The following is a 21,232-nucleotide window of genomic DNA, read 5'->3' as shown; positions in this document are numbered from 1 at the left end:
ATTTTTACCATTAGTGCTATTTACTGAATTAAAGATAATTGTTCTTCTTGTTGAAAAATATTGGCAAGTAAATCTTTTATTTGTTCTCTTAAAGTAGTAAGTTTAGTTTTTCTATTATTTAATTCTAAACTTAGCTCCATATCTTCGCTATTTTGACTGTTTTTTTTCATTATTTGTTCTAATTGGTCATCAATATTCATTATAACAGAATTAGCAAGCGATAAATCCTTAAAAAGCGCTATTCTTTTATCTATTTGTTTCTTATATTCTTCAAATGTCTTAATTAAATTATCAATATCAAAGGAATTTTTTTGTTCCTCTTTCTTCAATTCCATAAGTTGCATGATTTGTGTATCTATATTTTCTTTTTCATCTTCAAGTTCCATTATTTCCTGACGAGATTCAGAATAATTTGGATCATAAGTTAAAAGTTTAATAACTTCTGATTTTCTTTGTTCATCATTCTTTTTTATTTCCTCAAATTCTTTTATCAACTCTTGAAAAACAGATTCATTTTCCTTATCGAATTCTTTTTCTTCATTAAGATTTTTAATTTGTTCATTCGCTTCACTAATTTCGTTATTTAATTCTTCTAATTCCTGATTAATAACATTTTTTAGTTCTTGACTCTTTTGATCAATTATTTTTTCATTTTCATTAATTTTCTTTTCTAATTTTTCTGCTTCAGGATTAGGCTTAATCATGTCTTTCGCATCATCCTTATTTGCATTATTGGATTCATTATTGCCTTCATTATCATTGCCTTGTGAATTATCTTGATTAGATCCAGAATCATCTGATTCTTCATTATCGCTGGCATCGGGATTATTAGGATCAAAATCCTTATCACTAGGATCATCACCATCATTTTCATCCGTTTTAGATTCATCTTCATGTATATCTGGTTTTTTTATTTCAGGGCTTGTTTCGGGACTATTTTCACTTGAATTATTACCCTCGATATTTGGCATTGTTCCCTCAGGAGTTTCAGGTTTTGGGCTATCGGTATTTTTTTCTAAACCTTTCGCATCGCTAATTTGCTTGTCTTTTTTATCAGTCATTTTTTCTAGCTTATTAGTCATGCCTTTACTGCACGACATTACAACTATTGTTGTGAAAAATGGAACAGACAAACTAGCTAGTGACAACAAGATTCTACTAGATCTTTTCATATTTTCCCCTTTTTAATTAATGTGCTTTTCAATATAATATATACCATAGTTTTTTTATTTTTTTTGCAAAGTGTATCTACTTTATTAAAATTATTATTTATTTAAAAATATTAAAATTTAATTTTCTATTCATTTATTTCTAAAATGTAAAACTCTATTTTTATTAGATCTTAGTAATATTAAAAAAATATAAATAATAAAATAAGATGATTATTAAATCATCTTATTAAATTCAGTAACCATTATAAGTATTTTTCAAGTTGTAATTGTTCTTGAGAAATTTTATCAATTAATTCTTTAATTTCCTTTCTTAATTCAAATAGCAAATTTCTCTTCTTTGTTAATTCATTTTTTAATTCTTCTTTATCAGGCATGTCATCCATTTTTTTCATTAGTTGTTCTATTTGATTGTCTATATCTACTATAATTGAATTGGCAATTGATAGATTTTTATACAAATCAATTTTTTTATCAATTTCTTTTTTATTATCTTCAAAGATTTTGACTAAATCATTAACACTTTTCTTGTCCACACTATCATCTTTTAAAAGCTCTTTTAGATCATTAATTTCTAAATCAGCATCTGCTTTTTCTTGTTCCAAATCTTTTATTAAGTTAGAGAATTCTTGATCATTAGAATTATAAACTAGTAGTTTTTTAACTTCTTCTTGTCTTTTGTTAGCCTCTGATTTTATATCCATAAAATCTTTTATAAGTTTATCATAAGTTTCTACATTACTCATATCAGAGGTTTTCTCTTCATTTAAATACTTAATTTGTTCATCTGCATCTTCAATAGTTGCTTCTAAATCATTCAATTCTGATTTAAAAATAGCTTTAAGTTCAACGATTTTTTTATCGATTTCATCTTCGTTAACCTTAATTTCATTTTGTATTTTTTGTGCTTCTGGACTAATTTTTGGTGTTATATCATCTTTTTTAGTATCAGGTGTTTTGATTAAACCCCTTTCTTTAAGAGAATTAAAAAGTTCAGTCAAATCCTTTTCTTTGATTTGTGTTTTAATCTCTTGTAAACTTTTTTGTAATGATTCTATTTTAAACATTTCTTCTATTTCTTCATCTGTTAAGTTGCTTAACAACTCATCTTCTATTGGATCCGGTGTTGGCTCTGGAACAATCGGAGATGTAAGGGTATCATTGCCATCCTCTTCTTCTATTTTGCCATCAGGAAGTGTTTTTCCTAAATGTTTAATTTCTGGTTTCTTTTCTTGTTCTTCTTTCTTTTTAGGATCTTCTGGTTTCTTTTCTTGTTCTTCTTTCTTTTTAGGATCTTCTGGTTTCTTTTGATCATCTATTTTAGGATTGCTAGGTTTGTTATCATTATTTGAACTGCATGAAATAACAGTTGCAGCTGTTATAAAAGGTATTGAAATGCTTGCTAATGTTAATAAAATTTTGTTAGATTTTTTCATAAATTTCCCCTTAAAATGTTTATCAATTTACTAAATTACACCATAGTTTTTTTTTTTTTTTTTTGTGAAATTTATTAACAAAATATCAAAAAATTCTGTTTTTATAAATAAAAGTTATCCTTAGTTTTATCAATTGAGTCTACTGGTTTAAGTCATTAATATAAAAAATAAGATGACTCTAAAATCGAAACTGTAGAAAATTTTGTGTAAATTAATTTCTGGCTTATTTTTTTATAAGTAATTTGAGAATAGCAATTACACAAAACAAAATTTATTATACAAAACAAGCCCACAATTAGGAACAACTTTATTTCATTTTTCCAACTGATTTTGAATTGCAAAATAAACTATTTTTATTAATATGTAAACTGACTTTTCAACAAGTTTATTTTCTTCTTTAACTTAAATCTTATTTCATCAATAAAAACTATGGCATAAGTTTTTTTCTAAAGGTCTATTTCTTCACTCTGTTATGTGTGGAATTATCTTATTAGTTACTCTACTTACAAAACTTGGATCAACATCTATAGCATACATATCTTTTAATGTATCTGATATGTCCCTAGTTAATACACCTCTTGAATATAAGCTAATAATTTGGCTTTCAATTTTGGAAATATCGTATTGAAATTTAGAAACTACTTTTGATACAAATCTTGAATTTCTATCTCTTGGAATTTAGTTCAATTTCTCCGAAATTAGATCTTACATTTTGGAATAACTACCATTTCAATAGTTGTCTTTTATAGCTCTTTCGTGTTCATATTTATCTCATGCAAGAAAGTTTTTTAATTTTTTCTTGCATCATAATTTCTATAAGATCTTTTATATTTTTCTTAATAATTTCATAAACATCTTCTTTGGTTGTTGGTTTATATTTAATCATGTAATTCTCTTGAGCTTAGCATTTTAATATCTTTTTTGGCATATTAAAAAATCTCCTGTGTAAATATTTTAAATTTAAATATTTGCCATTGGGAGATTTTTAAACAAAATTATCTATGGTACCTAATTTCTAATTTAGGGTTTTTATATTCTTTGAATATTTTTAACTATTGCTCTATATTTGCAACGAAGGAATAAAAATCGCCAAAAAAGAATCAATTTATTTTTTTCTTTATTTTTTTCAACCAAGGTTAAGAGTTTGCCCAGACCTATTGTCAATTGTTATTTCAAACCCGTCTTTTTCTTTATTATCAAAATAAAATCTTCTTAATGTCTTAATTTTTCCGCTTTCTACAACGACTAAATATTCAACAAAATATAGTTCTGTTTTGTAAAATCTTTCTTTTTTATTATTTCTTTCAAATAATCGAGTTAGTACATTTACTTTATCAGTTTTATATGTAGCATAAAATGCTTCATTAAGTTTTTCAAATAATTCCTTATTATTTCTACCTTGAGAATTTATTGCATCTATAACTTGCGATTTTGTATATTTAGAAGAATCAAGTTTTGAAGTATCATGCATCAAAAGGTTTTGTGGTTGTCCTATTTTTAATTCATCAAGTGCATAAAACAATTGAGTTAAAGCGATATTGTAATTTTGCATACGATGAATATCCTTATTTGTTTGAAGGACATAGAAACTATCATTTAAATTTTCTAATCAATTTTTATATATGATTTTTTCTTCTAATTTTTTAATTGATTCTTTACGATATGTTTTTAATTTTTCAAAATCTCCAGTTTTGATAGCGTTATTTTTCTTTTTAATATCTTCCTTAGTAATAATTCTTGAATTTGAACCGAATAATACAAATTTATCTCCAAATTCTTTTAAATATACATACCCGCCCAACAAAGGTTTTAGCATATTGAAATATCTATCAACATCTGCTTTGTCTTGCAATAGTTGTTTAATAGTTCTCTTTGTAGGATCAGCTGCTTTGTAATATTCACTTATGCTGTTTTTAAAACTTTCAACACTAAGATTATTAGAAGTAAATAATGTTTCATCATAAACAAAAGATTTTGTTATATCATTTCATTTATTTTTAATATGTTCTTCAAAGGTATTTAAAATTTCTTCTTGTTGTTCTTTTTCAAATAAAGATAATGTTATACTGTTATTATTACCACTTAAAGAGGCTTGTGTGTTATTTTTTAAATCAGAAACAATGGTTTTAGATAATTGTTTTAAATATTCTTGTTGTTTTTGCTTTTGTTTTTTACCATCGATAATGATGTCTTTATTAAAAATAATCTTATCAGTATTTAATGGATTTTTATTTTCTTCTTCTAATGAAAAAGAAAATCTAATTCCTTCTCCCTCTTTTGAGGGGTCGTATTTTTGATATAGATATTGATTATAATAATTATTAATTATCTTTTGGATTTGTTCATTTGAAGGCTCGTTATAATCAAAAATAATATCTGGAGCAATGTTTTTGAAAGCATTCTCGTCTAACTTTATAGACGGTTTATGAGGTTTTTTATCATGATCTTGTTCTTTGCCTTCTTCTTTCTTTTTAGGATCTTCTGGTTTCTTTTCTTGTTCTTTGCCTTCTTCTTTCTTTTTAGGATCTTCTGGTTTCTTTTGATCATCTATTTTAGGATTGCTAGGTTTGTTATCATTATTTGAACTGCATGAAATAACAGTTGCAGCTGTTATAAAAGGTATTGAAATGCTTGCTAATGTTAATAAAATTTTGTTAGATTTTTTCATAAATTTCCCCTTAAAATGTTTATTAATTTACTAAATTACACCATAGTTTTTTTTTTTTTTTGTGAAATTTATCAACAAAATATCAAAAAATTCTGTTTTTATAAATAAAAGTTATTCTTAGTTTTATCAATTAAGTCTACTGGTTTAAGCCATTAATATAAAAAATAAGATGACTACAAAATCATCTTATTAAAATTTTTTTGTGCTACCTACAAATTTAGTTCAAGTTCTATTTCTTTTTGAAATACCTTTGCAATTAAATCTTCAATTTCTTCACTTAATTTATTTAAAGTTTTCATTTTATTATTTAATTGTGTTTTTAACTCTTCATCTTCAGGATCTTTATTAGGAGATTTTTCTAATTTTTCTATTTCCTTTTTGATATCTTCTACTATGGCATTAGCTATTGAAAGACGTTTATATATATTAATTCTTTTATCAATTTCTTGTTTATTTTTTTCAAAGACTTTGATTAAATCATTAATATTTTTACTATTGAAATCATCATCATTTAATAGTTTTCTTAACTCAACAATTTGGGAATCAGCGTCGGTTTTTTCTTGTTCTAATTCGACTATTTGATTAGAAAACTTAGAGTTATTTTCCTTATAATTGAATAATTCTTCTTTTTTTGTTTGCTCTTTGTTTTTAAATCTTCATATTCCTTTATTAATGCTTCGTATTCCTTAGCATTATCAGCATCGTCGGCTTTGCTTTGAGTTAAATTATCAATTTGCTCGTCTGCATCCTCAATAACTGCTTCCAAATCATTCAATTCTGATTTAGAAATAGTTTCAAGTTCAACGGTTTTTTTATCAATTTTTTCTTCATTAACCTTAATTTCATTTTGTATTTTTTGTGCTTTAGGATTAACTACCATTGATCCATTAATTTGTCTATCAAAATCATCATAACTTATATCTGACGAGCCGAAGTTTAATAACTCATATGCTGGAGGTGTTTGATGATCTTTTGGTACATCTGGTGTTCCAAAAATTTGACGATTAAAATCTTCTAGCTTAACATCTTCTCTATCATATCCCAACAATTCAAAAGATGAAGGGACATCTGCATCATTTATTTTACCGGTTTCAGATTTATTTTTACCTTCACCATTTTTATGTTGGTTCTTAATTTCTGATTCTGGTTTCTTTTCTTGTTCTTTGCCTTCTTCCTTCTTTTTAGGATCATCTAGTTTCTTTTGATCATCTATTTTAGAATCATTAGGTTTTTTATCATTGTTTGTACTACATGAAATAACAGTTGCAGCTGCTATAAAAGGCAAGGAAATGCTAGTTAATGTTAATAAAATTTTGTTAGATTTTTTCATAATATCTCCTTAATGCAATTTTTAGATAAAAAAAATTAAACCATTTTTTTTTTTTTTGGAAAATTTTTCAACAAAAAACAATAGATTTATTTTTGTCATAATAAAATATGCTTTTTAGTTTTGTTCTAAAAGCATTAAAAAATAAGATAAAAAAATAGGATAGTATATATAACTACCTTATATTATCATTTTGCCTATATTTATATTTTTTGCTTATAAATATTTAGAAATCTCTATTTCTTCCTGAAATACCTTCGCAATTAGATCTTTTATTTTCTCTCTTAATCTATAAAGATTATCCTTCTTTTGCTTCAATTCCATGGATAATGTTTCATTACTATCATCATTTGTGGAACTAATTGTTTTATTCTTCATTAGGCCCTCTATTTGATTATCAATATACTTAATTACCAAATTAGCTACCGATAAACGTTTATATAAATCTATTCTCTCATCTATTTCTATTTCATTTTTTTCAAAAATTTTAATTAATTCTTCCGCATTTTTCTTATCGATTATTTTTTCTTGTAAATCCATTTTAATTTGTTCGACTTGAGTATTAGCATCAGTTTTTTCTTGTTCCAATTCAGCTATTTGACTAGGAAATTCAGACTTATCTGGCTTGTAGTTTAATAATTCTTCGACTTTTGTTTTTCTTTGTTCGTTCTTTGTTTTTAAATCTTCATATTCCTTTATTAATGCTTCATATTCGCTAGCATTATCAACATCTGCCTTATTTTCAGATAGATTAGCAATTTGTTCTTTTGCGTCCTCTATTATTTCATTTAAATCATTCAATTCTGATTTAGAAATAATTTGAAGTTGATTACTTTTTTTGCGTAATCATTTCTTCATTTTCTTTGATTTCTTCTACTATTTTTGCGACCCTTGGGACAACATTTGGTGTTGCTGAATCTTGTTCACTAATTCCTGTTTTAGCATCCTCAAAATCACCTTCTTCATTACTATCTTCAATAATTAGATCGCCTAGATCATCACCATCATTTTTATCATTCACATCTTCAATAGATTCAGAATCGCTAAGTTCTTCTTCGCTATCTTCGGGGTTATTTGGATCGAATTCTTTATCATCCATATCTTCGCTGTCGTTAACTTGATCATTTTTATCATTGTTTTTAGATTTTAAAGATTCTTCATCATTAAATTCTCCCAAATTTTGGGAATTATCAATTTCCTGTTCTTTTTTAGTTGAATCTTCTTCTTGTTTTATTCGATCTCCTTGAGGTGTTAAGGTTTTACCATTAGATGTTTCATTTTTTGGACTCTTCCAATTCTTTTTCTTTCAATTCCTTTATTTTATTGATTTTAGGTTTTTTTAGTCTCATCTTCTTTTAACTTTTTATTTATATCCACTTCTGATTGTATAGGGTTCAAATTACTACATGATATTACTGAACAAGCGGCTACCGTTGATATTGATAAACTAGCTATGGTTAGCAAAATTTTACTTGATTTCTTCAATGCCGTCCTCCATTATGATTTTAAAATTAATATAAAACATATATTAGTCATTAAAAAATGAAATTTACAATTATTTTAATATTTAAAAAATAGTACAAATATTCGAATTGCCTAAAATAATTTAAAATTATGAGCAAAATTTAGCTCTTTATAAAAATTATTCAATAATTATTTTGTTTACTTTTTATAATTCAAATTATAGTCAGCAAATACATATTTATAATTTATTAGCTTAATTTCTATATTTGATTTGCTATAATTAATTAATCTTAAAAATCGTGATTAAGGGGGTATGTGCTTTCTTTATAAATTGAGTTCAAGATATACATAGAAATATCAAAACTAAAACCTATCGGTTTTCAATTTTTGAAATAGCACTTTTTGGTCTATTATTATCATTATATATGGTGTCCGCAGCCATAGAAAAATTTGTATTTATTGGTGCTTTTAACATTTCGATAACATATGCAGTTTTTATTATTTTTGGTCTTGCGCTTGGGCCTTGAAAAGGGGCAATTATTGGTTTATTATGTGATACGATTAATCAACTGATCTTTGGAATATCAACATGGATGCCTGAGTATGCGATTGTCCCTATTTTAATAGCTTTTCTTGCTGGATATTTTATGAGAGGATTAAATAAAAAAAACGAAACTGCAACATGAGCAATTGGTTTTATTTTTCTAACCATTATTACAACAATTTTTATTTTAATCCTACTAAAAGAATATAATTCCCTACCAATTAGTGAGGGGTCTCTAAAAAGAAAAAGAAAACTATCAATCAACGCTGTTATAGGCATATCTACATTTGGAATAGCATCTATATGAATAATATCGGAAGCATTCTTAATAACATATTTAGTAACAAGAAATGTCCACGTTAAATATGCAATGTTTCTATTATTCAATATTTTATTAACTGTATTTGGAATACTAATCATAACTAGATGATTATGAGGTCCGTATGCATACATTAACTATCATAACCGTTTCCGAAGCGGGACATGAAAACATAGTGAATATTACTTCTTCTTTATGGTACCTATCATATTTAAGAGTTTAGTTGAAATACCAATTTATACATTTGCTATATTTGCAGTTTATCCAATTATTAGAATAATTAGAAACAAAATTAATTATGTATCTAAAAAAATAAGTGTTTTTTAACATATTGCAAAAAATAGTTTCTAGTCTCTAATAAAAATCAACACGGCTCAAAATTAAGACTTTTTTTACTTTCGTGTTTATAAACTATAAATAAAAATCTAGGTAGTAAAAACCTAGAATTTTATTTATATAAATTTTTAAATTACTTATTTCCAATAAAATTTATGCTAATTAACTTCAAATACAGTAACAAAAGCAAAGGATTCAACATTATTTTTTTTGTATCGAACAATTACAGAAATTTTTGTCTTAGACTTTTTGGTCTTAACCTCGAATTTTGTAGGTTTAATTATTTCAAATCCTTCAGGTATACTTATTTCATCATAAATTAAATTTTTAAGGTCAAAATTTTCCTTGGTAAAACTACCATTATATTTAAGTTTTTTATCAAAACCTCTTGCTTTTATTTCTTCGGTTAATTGAAGTCTTTTTATATCCTCTTCTGCTGTTTTTTCATCGTTAATTTTAACTCTTGTTGAGCTTATTCTTGCATAATCTTTATTCAAAACATCAGTTAAGCTGCCCAAACTTACTTTTATTGATTTAATTTTTTTGTTTTCAATAATTGGTTTTGAGAATATTAGAACATTTTGTGTATCAATAAAGGTTTGGGTGTAATTGTAAAAGAATAATTCCGAATCAATTTGATAAGTATTTTTGTTAAATTCAAAATGTTGGGCTGCTATAAATTTTTCACCATCTTTTAAAATTTTTTCTTTAATTTCATTATTTATTAAAACTAATTCTTTTGATTTAAGATTCTTCAAAGCCTTATCATGAATTCTTTTAAAACCATTATCACTAGTTAGATATTCATCAGAAGATGTTTCCTTAAAATCAACTAATTTTATTTGTTTATATTGTTTATTTTCAATGGTATTAGTTGGAGCTTGAATATCTTCAAGGGGTTCTTGGCCTTTTTGCTTTCTTATATTATTTAATTCTTCAATGCCTAATTTATTCAAATCAAATTGCACGTCATATGAAATCATAGGGCTTTTGCTTCAATCAGCAAAGGAAACTTCGATAGTTATTTTTTTAATATCGTTTTCTTCTTTTATATCTTTAAAAACATATTGTAATTGATGATTCTTTGTTGTTAATCAATAAGATTTATTGGTTAATTTTGCATAATCGCCCTTTTCGATAAATGTTTTATCTTTTGAATAATAAGGATAAACAAGAACATTCTTAAGTTGTGCAACTAAAAATTCTTTTTGCTTTTCTTGTGTTAAATTATGAGGATTAATAGAAGAAGGATGCGCATATCTTTCTTTATCAATTGTTTTGGTTATTTTTTTACTTATTTTTTTGTCTGTATTTGAATATAATAGAATATCAATTTTATATTCATTATCAGACACCTTAACTAGATTAGAAAGTTCAAAATTATACAAATTTTTATCATATTCCGAAACAACAAAGTTAGGCTTATTTTCAAAATTATTAATTGATACATTCGTAAGTACATTTTGATAAGCCTTTTCATTATTAAATCTTATCTTTAACTTTGTAAGGTTCTCATCTAATTTTGTTTTTTCTTCTAATTCTTTGTTTATTTGATTCATACCTTTTTTTCATCCAGTTAGAATGAAAAATTTATTTTTTTCATGTCTTATATTGGTATTTTTCTTTTGTAGTCGATATATAAAGGTAATGTCATTAGTTTCTTCGTTTTTAACAGCCTTGTATTGACTAAATTCAAAAGTCTTAGGCAAAATCTTAATAATTTTGTTCAAATCAGCTTGTGCTAATGTAGTATTTTCTATACTTGGATAACTAAATCTTGTATACGATTCCGCTAATTTAAGCAACTCTTGATCAGATTTTTTTGACAAATTAGCAATTTTAGATTCCATTTCATTTTTTGCTATTTCCATATGATTAGTAGTAGATTCTATCATAATTAAATCACTACTGTTTTTTAAAATGTCCCTAGCTTTATCTATAGCCTTTTGATAAACTTCCTCTTCTTCGAAGCTAAAAGCTAGCGATGCCTTATTTGCACTAAAGATTCTGTTTGTTTCCTCAACAGAAGTTTTTAATAAATTCTTAATTTTTTTTAAATCTTTTTTTGCATCCTGACTGCATGAAATTGATATCACAGGAATGGTAATTAATGGTGAAATTAACCCTATTGATAATAAAATTCTCCTATTTTTAGACATAAAGTTCCTCCGTAAATTTAAAAGAAAAGGCCACAAAAAAGTGGCCTTTTTATCCCTTAGATTTTATTGATTTTAATTCTTAATCTGATTGATTTATTCATTTTATAGTGAAATTATAGCATAATTAACATAGGCATTATAAAAGCACTAAAAAAGTAATAAAAAAGTCCTAAAATGGACTTTTACTTGCAACTATGCGTATTTAATATATAACAACAAAAGATTTATTTTGTGCTTGGTTTAAATACATCTAATATTTTATAATATTTTGACTAACTAATTTAATATTATATTTTTTATTTAAACAATTTTTATTCATTATTATTGGTCTTTTCTTCATTTTGAATATCAAGATCAACATCACTGGTAATATCTTTTAATTCAGTATCAGTCAATTGACGTGTTTCATTTTCCCCGCCTGTTTCGTTAATTACTTTTGCCACTGCAACAATAGAAGAATTTCTCTTCTTTAGATCGATTAATTTAACTCCTTTTGCATTTCTTCCAGTAATACTTACGGCTTTTAGTGAAAATCTAATTGTAACACCCTCGTCAGTTATAACAATTATATCCTCAGTTCCTTTCACAGTTGCTGAGTAAGCAAGTTCGCCAGCCTTTCCTTCATTTAAAGCTAAAACACCCTTTGAATTTCTTTTTGTTTTTCTAAATGAATCAACAAGGCTTAATTTTCCATATCCACTTGCACCAAGGCTAAAAATATAATTTCCCTCGCTCGAGGTCGAAGCAGAAACTACCTTTTCATTTTCTCCTAATTTTATTCCCACAACGCCAGCTGCTAATCTACCTTTTGAATTAATATCAGCCACCTCAAAACGTGATAATTTTGAATTATTGGCTGCTATAAAGATGTCCTCATTATCAGTCGCAACTAGTGCCTCGACAAGACTATCTCCATCCCGCAATCCAAATGCTAGCTTTCCGTTTCGATTAATTAATTTATATAATGATAAATGTGATTTTTTAATAATTCCCTTCTTAGTTACAGTTACTAAGAATTTATTTTTATCATAGTCGCTATCATCAACACTTAATATTTTTATAACACGTTCATCACTACTTAAAGCACCAATGATATTAATAATTGGTGTACCTTTTGATTGCTTAGTCCCCACTGGGATTTCATATCCTCTTACACGATAAACCTTAGCTCCAGTAGTAAATATCAATAAATCAGTATGTGTATTAGCTACCAGAATGTCTTGAATATCATCGTCTTGATAGGTTTTAGCAGTTGAAACACCAACGCCACCGCGGTTTTGTTCTTTGTACTCATCTAAATCTAAACGTTTTAAATAGCCATTTGTAGTAACAGTAATGACAACGTCCTTTCTAGGAATCAAATCCTCATTATTAATATCAGAGGCTTCATCTCAATTAATTTGCGTTTTACGGCTATCTCCATATGCTTCTTTGATTTCGTTTAACTCTTTTATTATTAGATCAATTAAAGCATTTTTATCGCCCAATATTCTTTGATATTCGCCAATTCTTTCGTGAACTAATGCCAGCTCTTCATTCATCTTAGTAATAGCTAATCCAGTTAGTCTGCCGAGTCTCATATCAACAATGGCCTTGGTTTGAATTTCACTTAAATTAAACTTATTACTTAATTCTGTTTGTGCTTCTACATCAGTTTTTGATTTCTTTATAATTTCAATTACACGGTCGATATTTTCAACGCAAATTTTAAGGCCTTCCAAAATATGAGCTCTTGCTAAATCTTTTTCTAAATCAAATTGCAATCTTCTTGTAAGAACATTAATTTGGTGTTTTAAATATACTTCTAAAGCAGTTTTTAAATTAAGTTTTTGCGGTTCATTATTAACTAGAGCTACCATATTAAATGAAAATCTAGTTTGAAATTCTGTTAATTTAAATAATTTATTCAAAATAACTTCTGGGACATATGCCTTCCTAATTTCGATTACAATTCTTATACCATCACGGTTTGATTCATCACGAAAATCGGAAATTCCTTCAATTTTTTTATCCTTAATTAAATGATTTATACTTTCAATTAAGCTTGCTTTATTTTTACCGTATGGAATTTCTGTAATAATAATTTTAGATTTGCCGTTACTCAATTCCTGAATAGTTGCCTTTGAACGTATAGTAACACGGCCAACTCCTGTTTCATAGGCGCGTATTAAACCTTCTTTGTCAAAAATTATCCCCCCAGTTGGAAAATCTGGCCCTTGAATATATTCCATTAATTCACTTATTGTAATATCAGGGTTTTTTGCCAATGCACAAACACCATCGATAACCTCATTTAAATTATGAGGTGGGATACTTGTTGCCATACCAACAGCAATACCATATGAACCAGAAACTAATAAATTAGGAAATCTAGAAGGCAATACTACTGGTTCTTTTTCTGTCCCATCATAGTTATCAATAAAATCAACAGTATTCTTCTTAATACCATCAACCATAGCGCCTGCAATCCTTGACATCCTTGCTTCTGTATAACGCATAGCCGCAGCAGAATCGCCATCAATAGAACCAAAATTACCATGGCCATCAATTAAAGGATATCTCAAAGAAAAATCTTGAGCCATTCTAACCATTGCTTCATAAACTGAACTATCACCATGAGGGTGATATTTACCCAACACATCCCCAACAATACGAGCAGATTTTTTATGTTGCACATTATGAAACATCCCTAATTCGCTCATACCATATAATATTCTACGATGAACTGGCTTTAGTCCATCCCTTGCATCAGGTAAAGCTCTTGCAACAATAACACTCATTGCATATTCAAGAAACGAACTCTTCATAACCGTTGCAAGATCAGCTGGTCTTAGTCCGTTTACTTCACTATCTAGAATTTGACTTTGGACAACATAGCTTTCATTATTTTGGGGAATATATTCCTCTTCATCATCTATTGTTTCTTTTGGCTCGTCATCAAAAACTCTTTTAATTTCGTCGCTAACCGCATAAAAATCATCTATTGTTTCCTCTTTGCTTTTTTCCTGGCTCATTTTTAGTTCATCTAGTTTTTTTTCTTCATCATTAAGCATATTTACTCCTATAATATATTACAAAGTAATATATTAATTATATCAAAAAAGATATAAAAATTAAAGGCATAAAAAAACCATAAACTTTTTATGGTTTAAAATTTAAAAGCAATAAAATAAATTTTTTTGCCTTCATTTCTGAATTTTTCTTCATAATCAGTCAATTTATTTTCAATTTGATAATTACAATTATGTAAATCCGACGTATGATAAATTATATCAGCGTTAAATTCCTTTAATTGTTCCAATGCAAATTCATATAACCCATTATTATCAGTCTTAAAATAAACTTTGCCTTCCTTATCAAGAACAGATTTATATTGTTCTAAAAAAGTTTTATAAACTAGTCTCCTCTTAAAATGCCTTTTTTTAGGCCATGGATCAGAAAAAGTTAGCCAAATTGTTTTTACCTTATCGGCAATAATTTCATTAAGTTTAGCAGCATCACCCACAATTATCTTCATATTTTTTAAAGATTTTTGTTCAATCTTTTTGAGCGCCGATAATGCTGGGGTCGAGTATTTCTCTATACCTATATATTCGTTTTCCGGATGACATAGTGCTAATTCTGAAAGCATCTTACCCTTCCCCATACCAATCTCAACAACGGCATTCTTTTTAGGTGTATAAGGGAATTGGTTAATATAAAATTCGCTATTTTCGAGAGTGCTTAATGCGTTTTTATTATGTCTTAATCTCATAGATAAAATTGTATAAAACCTTCTTGCATATTTTTTAAAAAAGATGGTTTTTAGTAACTTTTGTTTATAATTTTTATGATAACTAACTAAGTAAAATTAGTTTCTTATACATATATTAATTATTTAAAAATGAGGATACATGAGCTCTAATAATGAGATTAAGAGTTTTCATGATTTAGCAAAACAAGAAAATATATCAAAATTAGAATCAAGAAAACCTAAGAAACTATATCAAATGGGCCAGCTAGTTTCTGTTCAAGCTTTTAAGTATGATGGCACATTATATCGACAATATGAAGGGTGTAAAATCATAGCTAATCTTGATGATTTTGTTGTTGTTTTATTAATGAAAACAAAAGTGCAAGAATCAAATATCAACTGGCTAGTTTCAAAACCTATTTTGTTTTTCTTTGCCAAAAATAAATTTTATAATGCTTCGATAACTCTTAATGATGATAGACCAAACAATATTTATGTTAATTTAGCTAGCCCCTTTTTTATTGAGGATAATATCATTAAATACATTGACTTTGACCTTGATATTAAATGTTACAACGATGATGAGTTTAACGTTATTGACTGAATTGACTTTAAAGAATCGATAACTAAGTTAAATTATCCTTTAAAATTGATTTATCGCATCTATAATGAACTTGATTTTTTAGAAGAACAAAGTAGATTAAAAAGGGGTATTTTTTCTAAAAAACTTATTAACGATATTAAAAAACAATTAATAAATTCCGGCGATATTTAGAATATTTAAGACTAATAAAAATAGAGGAAATTCCCTCTATTTTCTTTTTATTTTAAGCAATTTCTATTTCGGAAGAAACAACTTCATTGCCAATAATAGGAACACCATTTTTAACAAATTCAGCACCTTTATATTTAATTATTAAAATAAATTTGCCGTCTTTTTCATTAACTTCGTAATCAAGCTTGCTACTGATTTTTGTTTTATTTTTACTAATGTATGTTGGATTAGAAGAGTTTGCAAGTTGATAGTTCTTTCCGTCTTTATTTCACTCAATACCACTTGATAATAAAACCTGGTCCGATTCATTCAAATCTCTTCAATTAGGGTGTTGATCTCTTAGGGTCCAAACAATGGCATGCGAGGTGTATGAATATCATAGATCAATCTTCTTTTGTTTTAAATCATCTTTTAAAGAATCTTTTTTAGAATATTTATCATTTAGTTTAAACTTACCTTGTGTAGTTTTAATAAAGGTATCAACATCGCTAATTTTTTCATTAGTTTTTGGTACCTTAATTGAAAATTCTAATTTAGAAGTATTAGAAATATCGGAAATTATGTGATTTCCATCTTTACTGTATGATGCACTTTTATATTCAACAATTACTTCAAAATCAACAGTCTTATTTTTTCCATCAGAATCATCTTTCTCACTCTTTTTGACTATTTTATAGTTAAGCTGTGATTGCAATTCTATTGAATTTCTTTTCTTATTTTCATAGGTTGATTTTTCAGAATTAACAAGTTGTGTATCTTCTAATAAACTAGCATTTTTTATTGTAAATATTACATCAACCCCTTTTTTTCAATTAGGATTCTTACCTTGTTGTGTTACAACTATATTTTTATCTTTTCTGCCATATCATAATCAAACTTCTTTATTTAATAATTTAGCACCATATTTAGTTTTATTTTCTTCACTAACCTCAAAGATATCTTTTAATTTCTTAATTACTTGATTTTCTTTTTTTGTTTCATCAATAGGAGCACTTGGATTATCGCCTGATTTGTCATCTGGTTTAGGTGTTGGTTGTTGTTTGTTTTTTAATTTAATCTCATTAATTTCATTAATAAATGCATCCTTTATTCGTTTAATTTCTGCATCTGACTTCGCTTGAGCTAATAATTTTCTTGTCTTTGTAACACTTTGTGCTAATAAAACTTTTGTTTCGGCAGTTAAACTTTTATCCTCTTTGATAGTTTTATTAACATTTTCAATTTCTTTTTCTAATAATTGTTTTTCAGAATTAGAGCATGAAACTGCTAAAACAGGAACAATTCCGATACTTGTTAAGGGCAATAATATTTTTAATAAACTCTTCTTCATAATCTTTTCTTCCTTTGCGTGTTTAATTTACATTATCTATACAGTAATTTATAATTAACTAAATTATAATATATAACAATTACATAAACAAATTAAAGCTAAAAAAGACACTTAATATAACACATATGACAAATTATTAAATTAAAATCCCAAAAGACACCATGTTATTGTCTATTGGGATTTTAAATAAAAAGTTATTCAATTTTAATTATTATCATCATTTTCATCATTACCAGACAAATTATCATCCAATGGAACATCATGTTTTGCAAGTTCCTTTGCTAAGTCGTTTTTATATTTATCCTCAGTTATTTTTTTAGCTCCTGAAACTTCATTAAATAAATTATTAAAATCAACTTCTGAATAATCTACTTTTAATTGTTCTTTTGTTTTGCTTAGCCCTTCTGGTAATTTCATATTTTCAGCAATATATTCAATTTCCTCAGCAACGATTGTTTCTTTAATAATAAGAGCATCTTTAATTAACTCTAATAAATCGCGATTCTCTGAAATAATTTTATGTGCTTCGCGTTCTGCTGTAAGAATAATTTTGCGAATTTGTTCATCAATTTCTTGGCCGACCTTGTTTGAAAAAGAAGCGTTTTTCATATAATCACGCCCTAAAAATGGATTTGATGTATCTTCCTCATACTTAATAGGTCCTAAATCAGATAAACCTCATTCAGTAACCATTCTACGTGCAATAGATGTTGCCTTAGCAATATCATCACTAGCACCAGTTGACACATTTTCCTTTCCATAAATAATTGCCTCGGCGACACGGCCACCCATAAATGAAGTAATAATAGCAATTAACTCTGATTTTGAACGATTGTATTTTTCTTCCTCAGGCATCATTAAATTATATCCACCTGCCTGACCACGAGGGATAATGGTAATCTTTTGTACCTTATTGCCGCCTTTCATTTTAATTCCAACAACGGCATGTCCCGCTTCATGATACGCAACTGCTATATTTTCTTTTTCAGAAATTGTTCTTGATTTCTTAGCAGGACCCGACATAACTCTATCAATAGCTTCATCAATTTGTTCTAAAGTAATAAATAGAGTTCTTTCTCTAACACTCAATAATGAAGCCTCATTAATTACATTTTCGAGTTGTGCACCCGAAAATCCAGGAGTTCTTCTAGCTAATTGTGAGAAACTAATTTTAGGATCAACTCTTTTTCCTCTCGCATGTAATATTAGGATTTGTTCTCTTTCTTTAATATCAGGAAGTCCGACAGTAATAGTTCTATCAAAACGACCAGGTCTTAATAAGGCAGGATCAAGAACATCGGTTCTGTTAGTTGCTGCCATAATTAAAATTCCACTATTTTCCTTAATGCCGTCCATTTCTACTAGCAATTGGTTAAGAGTTTGTTCTCTTTCATCATTTCCGCCACCAATTCCAGCGCCCCGCGATCTACCTACAGCATCCAATTCATCGATAAATATAATTGCAGGTGCATGTTTTCTTGCTTCTTCAAACATATCTCTAACACGTTTGGCCCCAAGACCAACAAACATTTCCACAAAATTCGAAGCGGAAATAAAGAAGAAAGGCACATTAGCTTCCCCTGCTGTAGCTTTTGCAATTAAGGTTTTACCAGTTCCTGGAGGGCCTCCAAGTAAAATACCTTTAGGGATTCTGGCACCCGCAGCATCATATTTATTAGGATTTTTTAAATAATCAACTAATTCTTTAACTTCTTCCTTAACTTCCTCATTTCCTGCTATATCTGAGAATTTTTTATTTGAATATACTCTTTGTGCTAATGATTTATTACCTATACCAAAATCACCGCCCAATCCTCTTCTTGACATTGATTTTAAGCTAAATACAATAGCAATAATAATAATTCCAAAGAAGATTACATTAATTGCTGGACTTATGTATTTTTCGAAGATGCCTGCCTGTGGAATTGGTGCTGAACTAAATGAGCCAGAAATACCACCACTTGTTGAAGTTATGACACTAAGAGCTTCATAATATGTTTTAGTATTTGTTCATGAAATTAATGAAGATGGTAATTCCCTTTCTAATAATCCACTTAAGTTAATCGTAAATGAATAAGATGAAAAGGGATAAAATTTTCGACCAAGCAAAAATTGCAATTCATTCTGGGTTCCATTAACTGTAATATTTAAAGTATCAGAATAAGTATTTTCTAATCATTGCGAAACATAAAGACCATCAGTTTGACTTTTTGCTGTTTCTCTTACGACTTTTTCTAAAAAACCTAGATTCTCGTATTTGATTGAAGCAGCACGAATTTGATCAACTGCAATTAAAACAAGAACTATAAAGGCAACAATAGCAATAAAAATCCCAACTATTCCAAATAATCCAATTTTTTTCTTTTCTTTCGGTTGTGGAGAGTTATTTTTATTTCCCATATAAAACTCCTTTCTATAGTAATTTAATATAATTTATTAGCAAAATTATAAAATAAAAATTAATTTTTACAAATTTTTAGAGACGCTTGCTTCTTATAGATAATTACTTCATCATTAATTTTAAAACCTTTAAAATTTTTTTGAGACATAATAAACTTTTTAAATGAATTTAATTTATTTAATGAAATTTTAATATCCTTAACATTAGCGTGCAAATATTCAAATAAAATTTCATTAATATAACAATGATCAAAATTTAGAATTTTATAATTGTAATTAGATTCCCTAAACTTTTTAAATTCATTATTTACAAGATTTTGTTTTTTCTCTAATTCTTTATTCAAGAATTTTAATTTTAAAAATAATTCATCTTTTTGTAAAGAAGAACATTTTTTTAGACCAATTCTAATTTTATTTCTAGTATATATAGGCAAATTATTTGTATAATCAATAGCATATGGAATCGCAAATTGATTACAGAATGCTAAAATTTCATCTTTATACCACAAATTAATCATCGGTCTAAAAATATTCATATTATTAATTTTATTTAATGGCATTATTCCATATTGTTTTGGGTGTCTAAAAGTTTGCTTCTGAAATAAGAATGTTTCAAGACAATCATCCTTGTGATGCGCAAGAACTAAATAATTAGCCTTATATTTATCATAAATTTTTTTATAAAATGTATATCTTTGATCACGTGCTTTTTTTTGAAAATTACCAGCATGATCATTTGATTTTTCTATTGAAAAAATTTCGCATACGATGTTATTTTTATAGCAAAAATCTCGAACTATTTTTTCATCTTTTCACGAGTCCTCACGCTTATTATAATTAACACAAGCAACAATAATTTTTTGATTTTTCATAAGATTGAGCAGTCACATTGAATCAGGACCACCACTAATGCCAAGGATAAAGGTTTCATCCAATGAAACAAGGTTATTAATAAATTCATTAAAAAATTTTTGTCTTAATTCAATTAACTTATTTTCCATAAATTTTACCTGAATAGTTATTCATAACATAACGAATATCATTACTAATAAATTGAATTAAGGCATCAGATGCTGCATCAATAACTTTTTCAATTACCAATGAATCACTATAACTAAATTTTCCTAAAACAAAGTTAATAGCGTTTTCCTTTCTACCAATCCCCACTTTTAAACGTTTAAAATCTTGGGTGCCTAGATGGTTTATAATGCTCTTAATGCCATTATGGCCTCCTGAAGAGCCTGATTGTCTAATAGCAACTTTACCAAGTTCGGTATCCATATCATCATAAACGACAATGATATCGTCGATCATTATTTCAAAATAATCGCAAATTGCTTTAATAAATTCGCCACTATTATTCATATATGTCAAGGGTTTAGCTAAAATTATTTCACTATCCTTATAAAAAATTCCATTAAACTTTTTTTCCTTTAGGGGACATTCTAATTTCTCGGCAAGTTTGTCAATAACCATGAAACCTACATTATGTCTTGTTCTCTCGTACTCAACACCTGGGTTTCCCAATCCAACAATTAATTTCATAATTTCTCCTTAATAATTAAAAATTAA

17 protein-coding genes are annotated in these 21,232 nt (G+C 27.2%); 1 reads left to right on the top strand and 16 read right to left on the bottom strand.

Translation table 4 applies throughout. The features are described 5' to 3' along the window. Positions 1-20 precede the first annotated feature (20 nt). The 12 genes from ACSH4Z_RS03225 to trmB form a co-directional block, all read right to left on the bottom strand. Positions 21-1,172, bottom strand: coding sequence for a hypothetical protein (locus ACSH4Z_RS03225; RefSeq protein WP_438340553.1), 1,152 nt, complete (start codon positions 1,170-1,172; stop codon positions 21-23). A gap of 242 nt (positions 1,173-1,414) precedes the next feature. Beyond that, positions 1,415-2,605 carry a coiled-coil domain-containing protein gene (locus ACSH4Z_RS03220; RefSeq protein WP_438340552.1) on the bottom strand — a complete coding sequence of 397 codons (1,191 nt, stop codon included), beginning with the start codon at positions 2,603-2,605 and terminating at the stop codon, positions 1,415-1,417. 402 nt (positions 2,606-3,007) lie between these two features. Next, positions 3,008-3,223, bottom strand: a complete 216-nt coding sequence (locus tag ACSH4Z_RS03215; RefSeq protein WP_438340915.1) for a transposase — start codon at positions 3,221-3,223, stop codon at positions 3,008-3,010. Positions 3,224-3,722: 499 nt separating this feature from the next. Next, positions 3,723-5,273 carry a hypothetical protein gene (locus ACSH4Z_RS03210; RefSeq protein WP_438340551.1) on the bottom strand — a complete coding sequence of 517 codons (1,551 nt, stop codon included), beginning with the start codon at positions 5,271-5,273 and terminating at the stop codon, positions 3,723-3,725. Between the two features lie 574 nt (positions 5,274-5,847). Further along, positions 5,848-6,603: a hypothetical protein gene (locus tag ACSH4Z_RS03205; RefSeq protein WP_438340550.1), complete on the bottom strand. Its 756-nt coding sequence runs from the start codon at positions 6,601-6,603 to the stop codon at positions 5,848-5,850. Positions 6,604-6,816: 213 nt separating this feature from the next. After that, entirely contained in the window at positions 6,817-7,458 is a 642-nt protein-coding gene (locus ACSH4Z_RS03200; protein ID WP_438340549.1) for a hypothetical protein, read from the bottom strand. Continuing rightward, complete coding sequence (locus ACSH4Z_RS03195; RefSeq protein WP_438340548.1) at positions 7,430-7,777, bottom strand: hypothetical protein; 348 nt, start codon at positions 7,775-7,777, stop codon at positions 7,430-7,432. Before ACSH4Z_RS03195 ends, ACSH4Z_RS03200 begins: the two co-directional genes overlap by 29 nt. A gap of 152 nt (positions 7,778-7,929) precedes the next feature. Further along, the gene (locus ACSH4Z_RS03190; RefSeq protein WP_438340547.1) at positions 7,930-8,085 is read right to left on the bottom strand and encodes a hypothetical protein; all 156 of its coding nucleotides are present in this window, start codon (positions 8,083-8,085) and stop codon (positions 7,930-7,932) included. A 349-nt stretch (positions 8,086-8,434) separates the two neighbouring features. Then, positions 8,435-9,061: a hypothetical protein gene (locus tag ACSH4Z_RS03185; protein WP_438340546.1), complete on the bottom strand. Its 627-nt coding sequence runs from the start codon at positions 9,059-9,061 to the stop codon at positions 8,435-8,437. Between the two features lie 360 nt (positions 9,062-9,421). Next, positions 9,422-11,422 (bottom strand): variable surface lipoprotein, encoded by a 2,001-nt coding sequence (locus ACSH4Z_RS03180; protein ID WP_438340545.1) that lies wholly within the window; start codon positions 11,420-11,422, stop codon positions 9,422-9,424. Positions 11,423-11,733: 311 nt separating this feature from the next. Beyond that, a complete protein-coding gene (gyrA, locus tag ACSH4Z_RS03175; protein ID WP_438340544.1) occupies positions 11,734-14,475 on the bottom strand; it encodes a DNA gyrase subunit A in 2,742 nt (913 codons plus the stop codon). A gap of 95 nt (positions 14,476-14,570) precedes the next feature. Then, complete coding sequence (gene trmB / locus ACSH4Z_RS03170) at positions 14,571-15,176, bottom strand: tRNA (guanosine(46)-N7)-methyltransferase TrmB (protein WP_438340543.1); 606 nt, start codon at positions 15,174-15,176, stop codon at positions 14,571-14,573. A 139-nt stretch (positions 15,177-15,315) separates the two neighbouring features. Between trmB and ACSH4Z_RS03165 the strand changes: the two genes are divergently transcribed. Continuing rightward, positions 15,316-15,930 (top strand): DUF402 domain-containing protein, encoded by a 615-nt coding sequence (locus tag ACSH4Z_RS03165; RefSeq protein WP_438340542.1) that lies wholly within the window; start codon positions 15,316-15,318, stop codon positions 15,928-15,930. A 52-nt stretch (positions 15,931-15,982) separates the two neighbouring features. On the opposite strand, the gene ACSH4Z_RS03160 is transcribed toward ACSH4Z_RS03165, so the two are convergent. The 4 genes from ACSH4Z_RS03160 to pth form a co-directional block, all read right to left on the bottom strand. Continuing rightward, a complete protein-coding gene (locus ACSH4Z_RS03160; protein WP_438340541.1) occupies positions 15,983-17,260 on the bottom strand; it encodes a hypothetical protein in 1,278 nt (425 codons plus the stop codon). A gap of 204 nt (positions 17,261-17,464) precedes the next feature. Next, complete coding sequence (gene ftsH, locus ACSH4Z_RS03155; RefSeq protein WP_438340540.1) at positions 17,465-19,660, bottom strand: ATP-dependent zinc metalloprotease FtsH; 2,196 nt, start codon at positions 19,658-19,660, stop codon at positions 17,465-17,467. A gap of 59 nt (positions 19,661-19,719) precedes the next feature. Beyond that, a complete protein-coding gene (tilS, locus tag ACSH4Z_RS03150; protein ID WP_438340539.1) occupies positions 19,720-20,661 on the bottom strand; it encodes a tRNA lysidine(34) synthetase TilS in 942 nt (313 codons plus the stop codon). Then, complete coding sequence (gene pth, locus ACSH4Z_RS03145; RefSeq protein ID WP_438340538.1) at positions 20,651-21,205, bottom strand: aminoacyl-tRNA hydrolase; 555 nt, start codon at positions 21,203-21,205, stop codon at positions 20,651-20,653. Before pth ends, tilS begins: the two co-directional genes overlap by 11 nt. Positions 21,206-21,232 lie beyond the last annotated feature (27 nt).

Source organism: Mycoplasma sp. 125 (genome assembly GCF_051549845.1).
Classification (GTDB): domain Bacteria; phylum Bacillota_I; class Bacilli_A; order Mycoplasmatales; family Metamycoplasmataceae; genus Metamycoplasma.
This window is presented reverse-complemented; position numbering and strand designations above follow the sequence as displayed.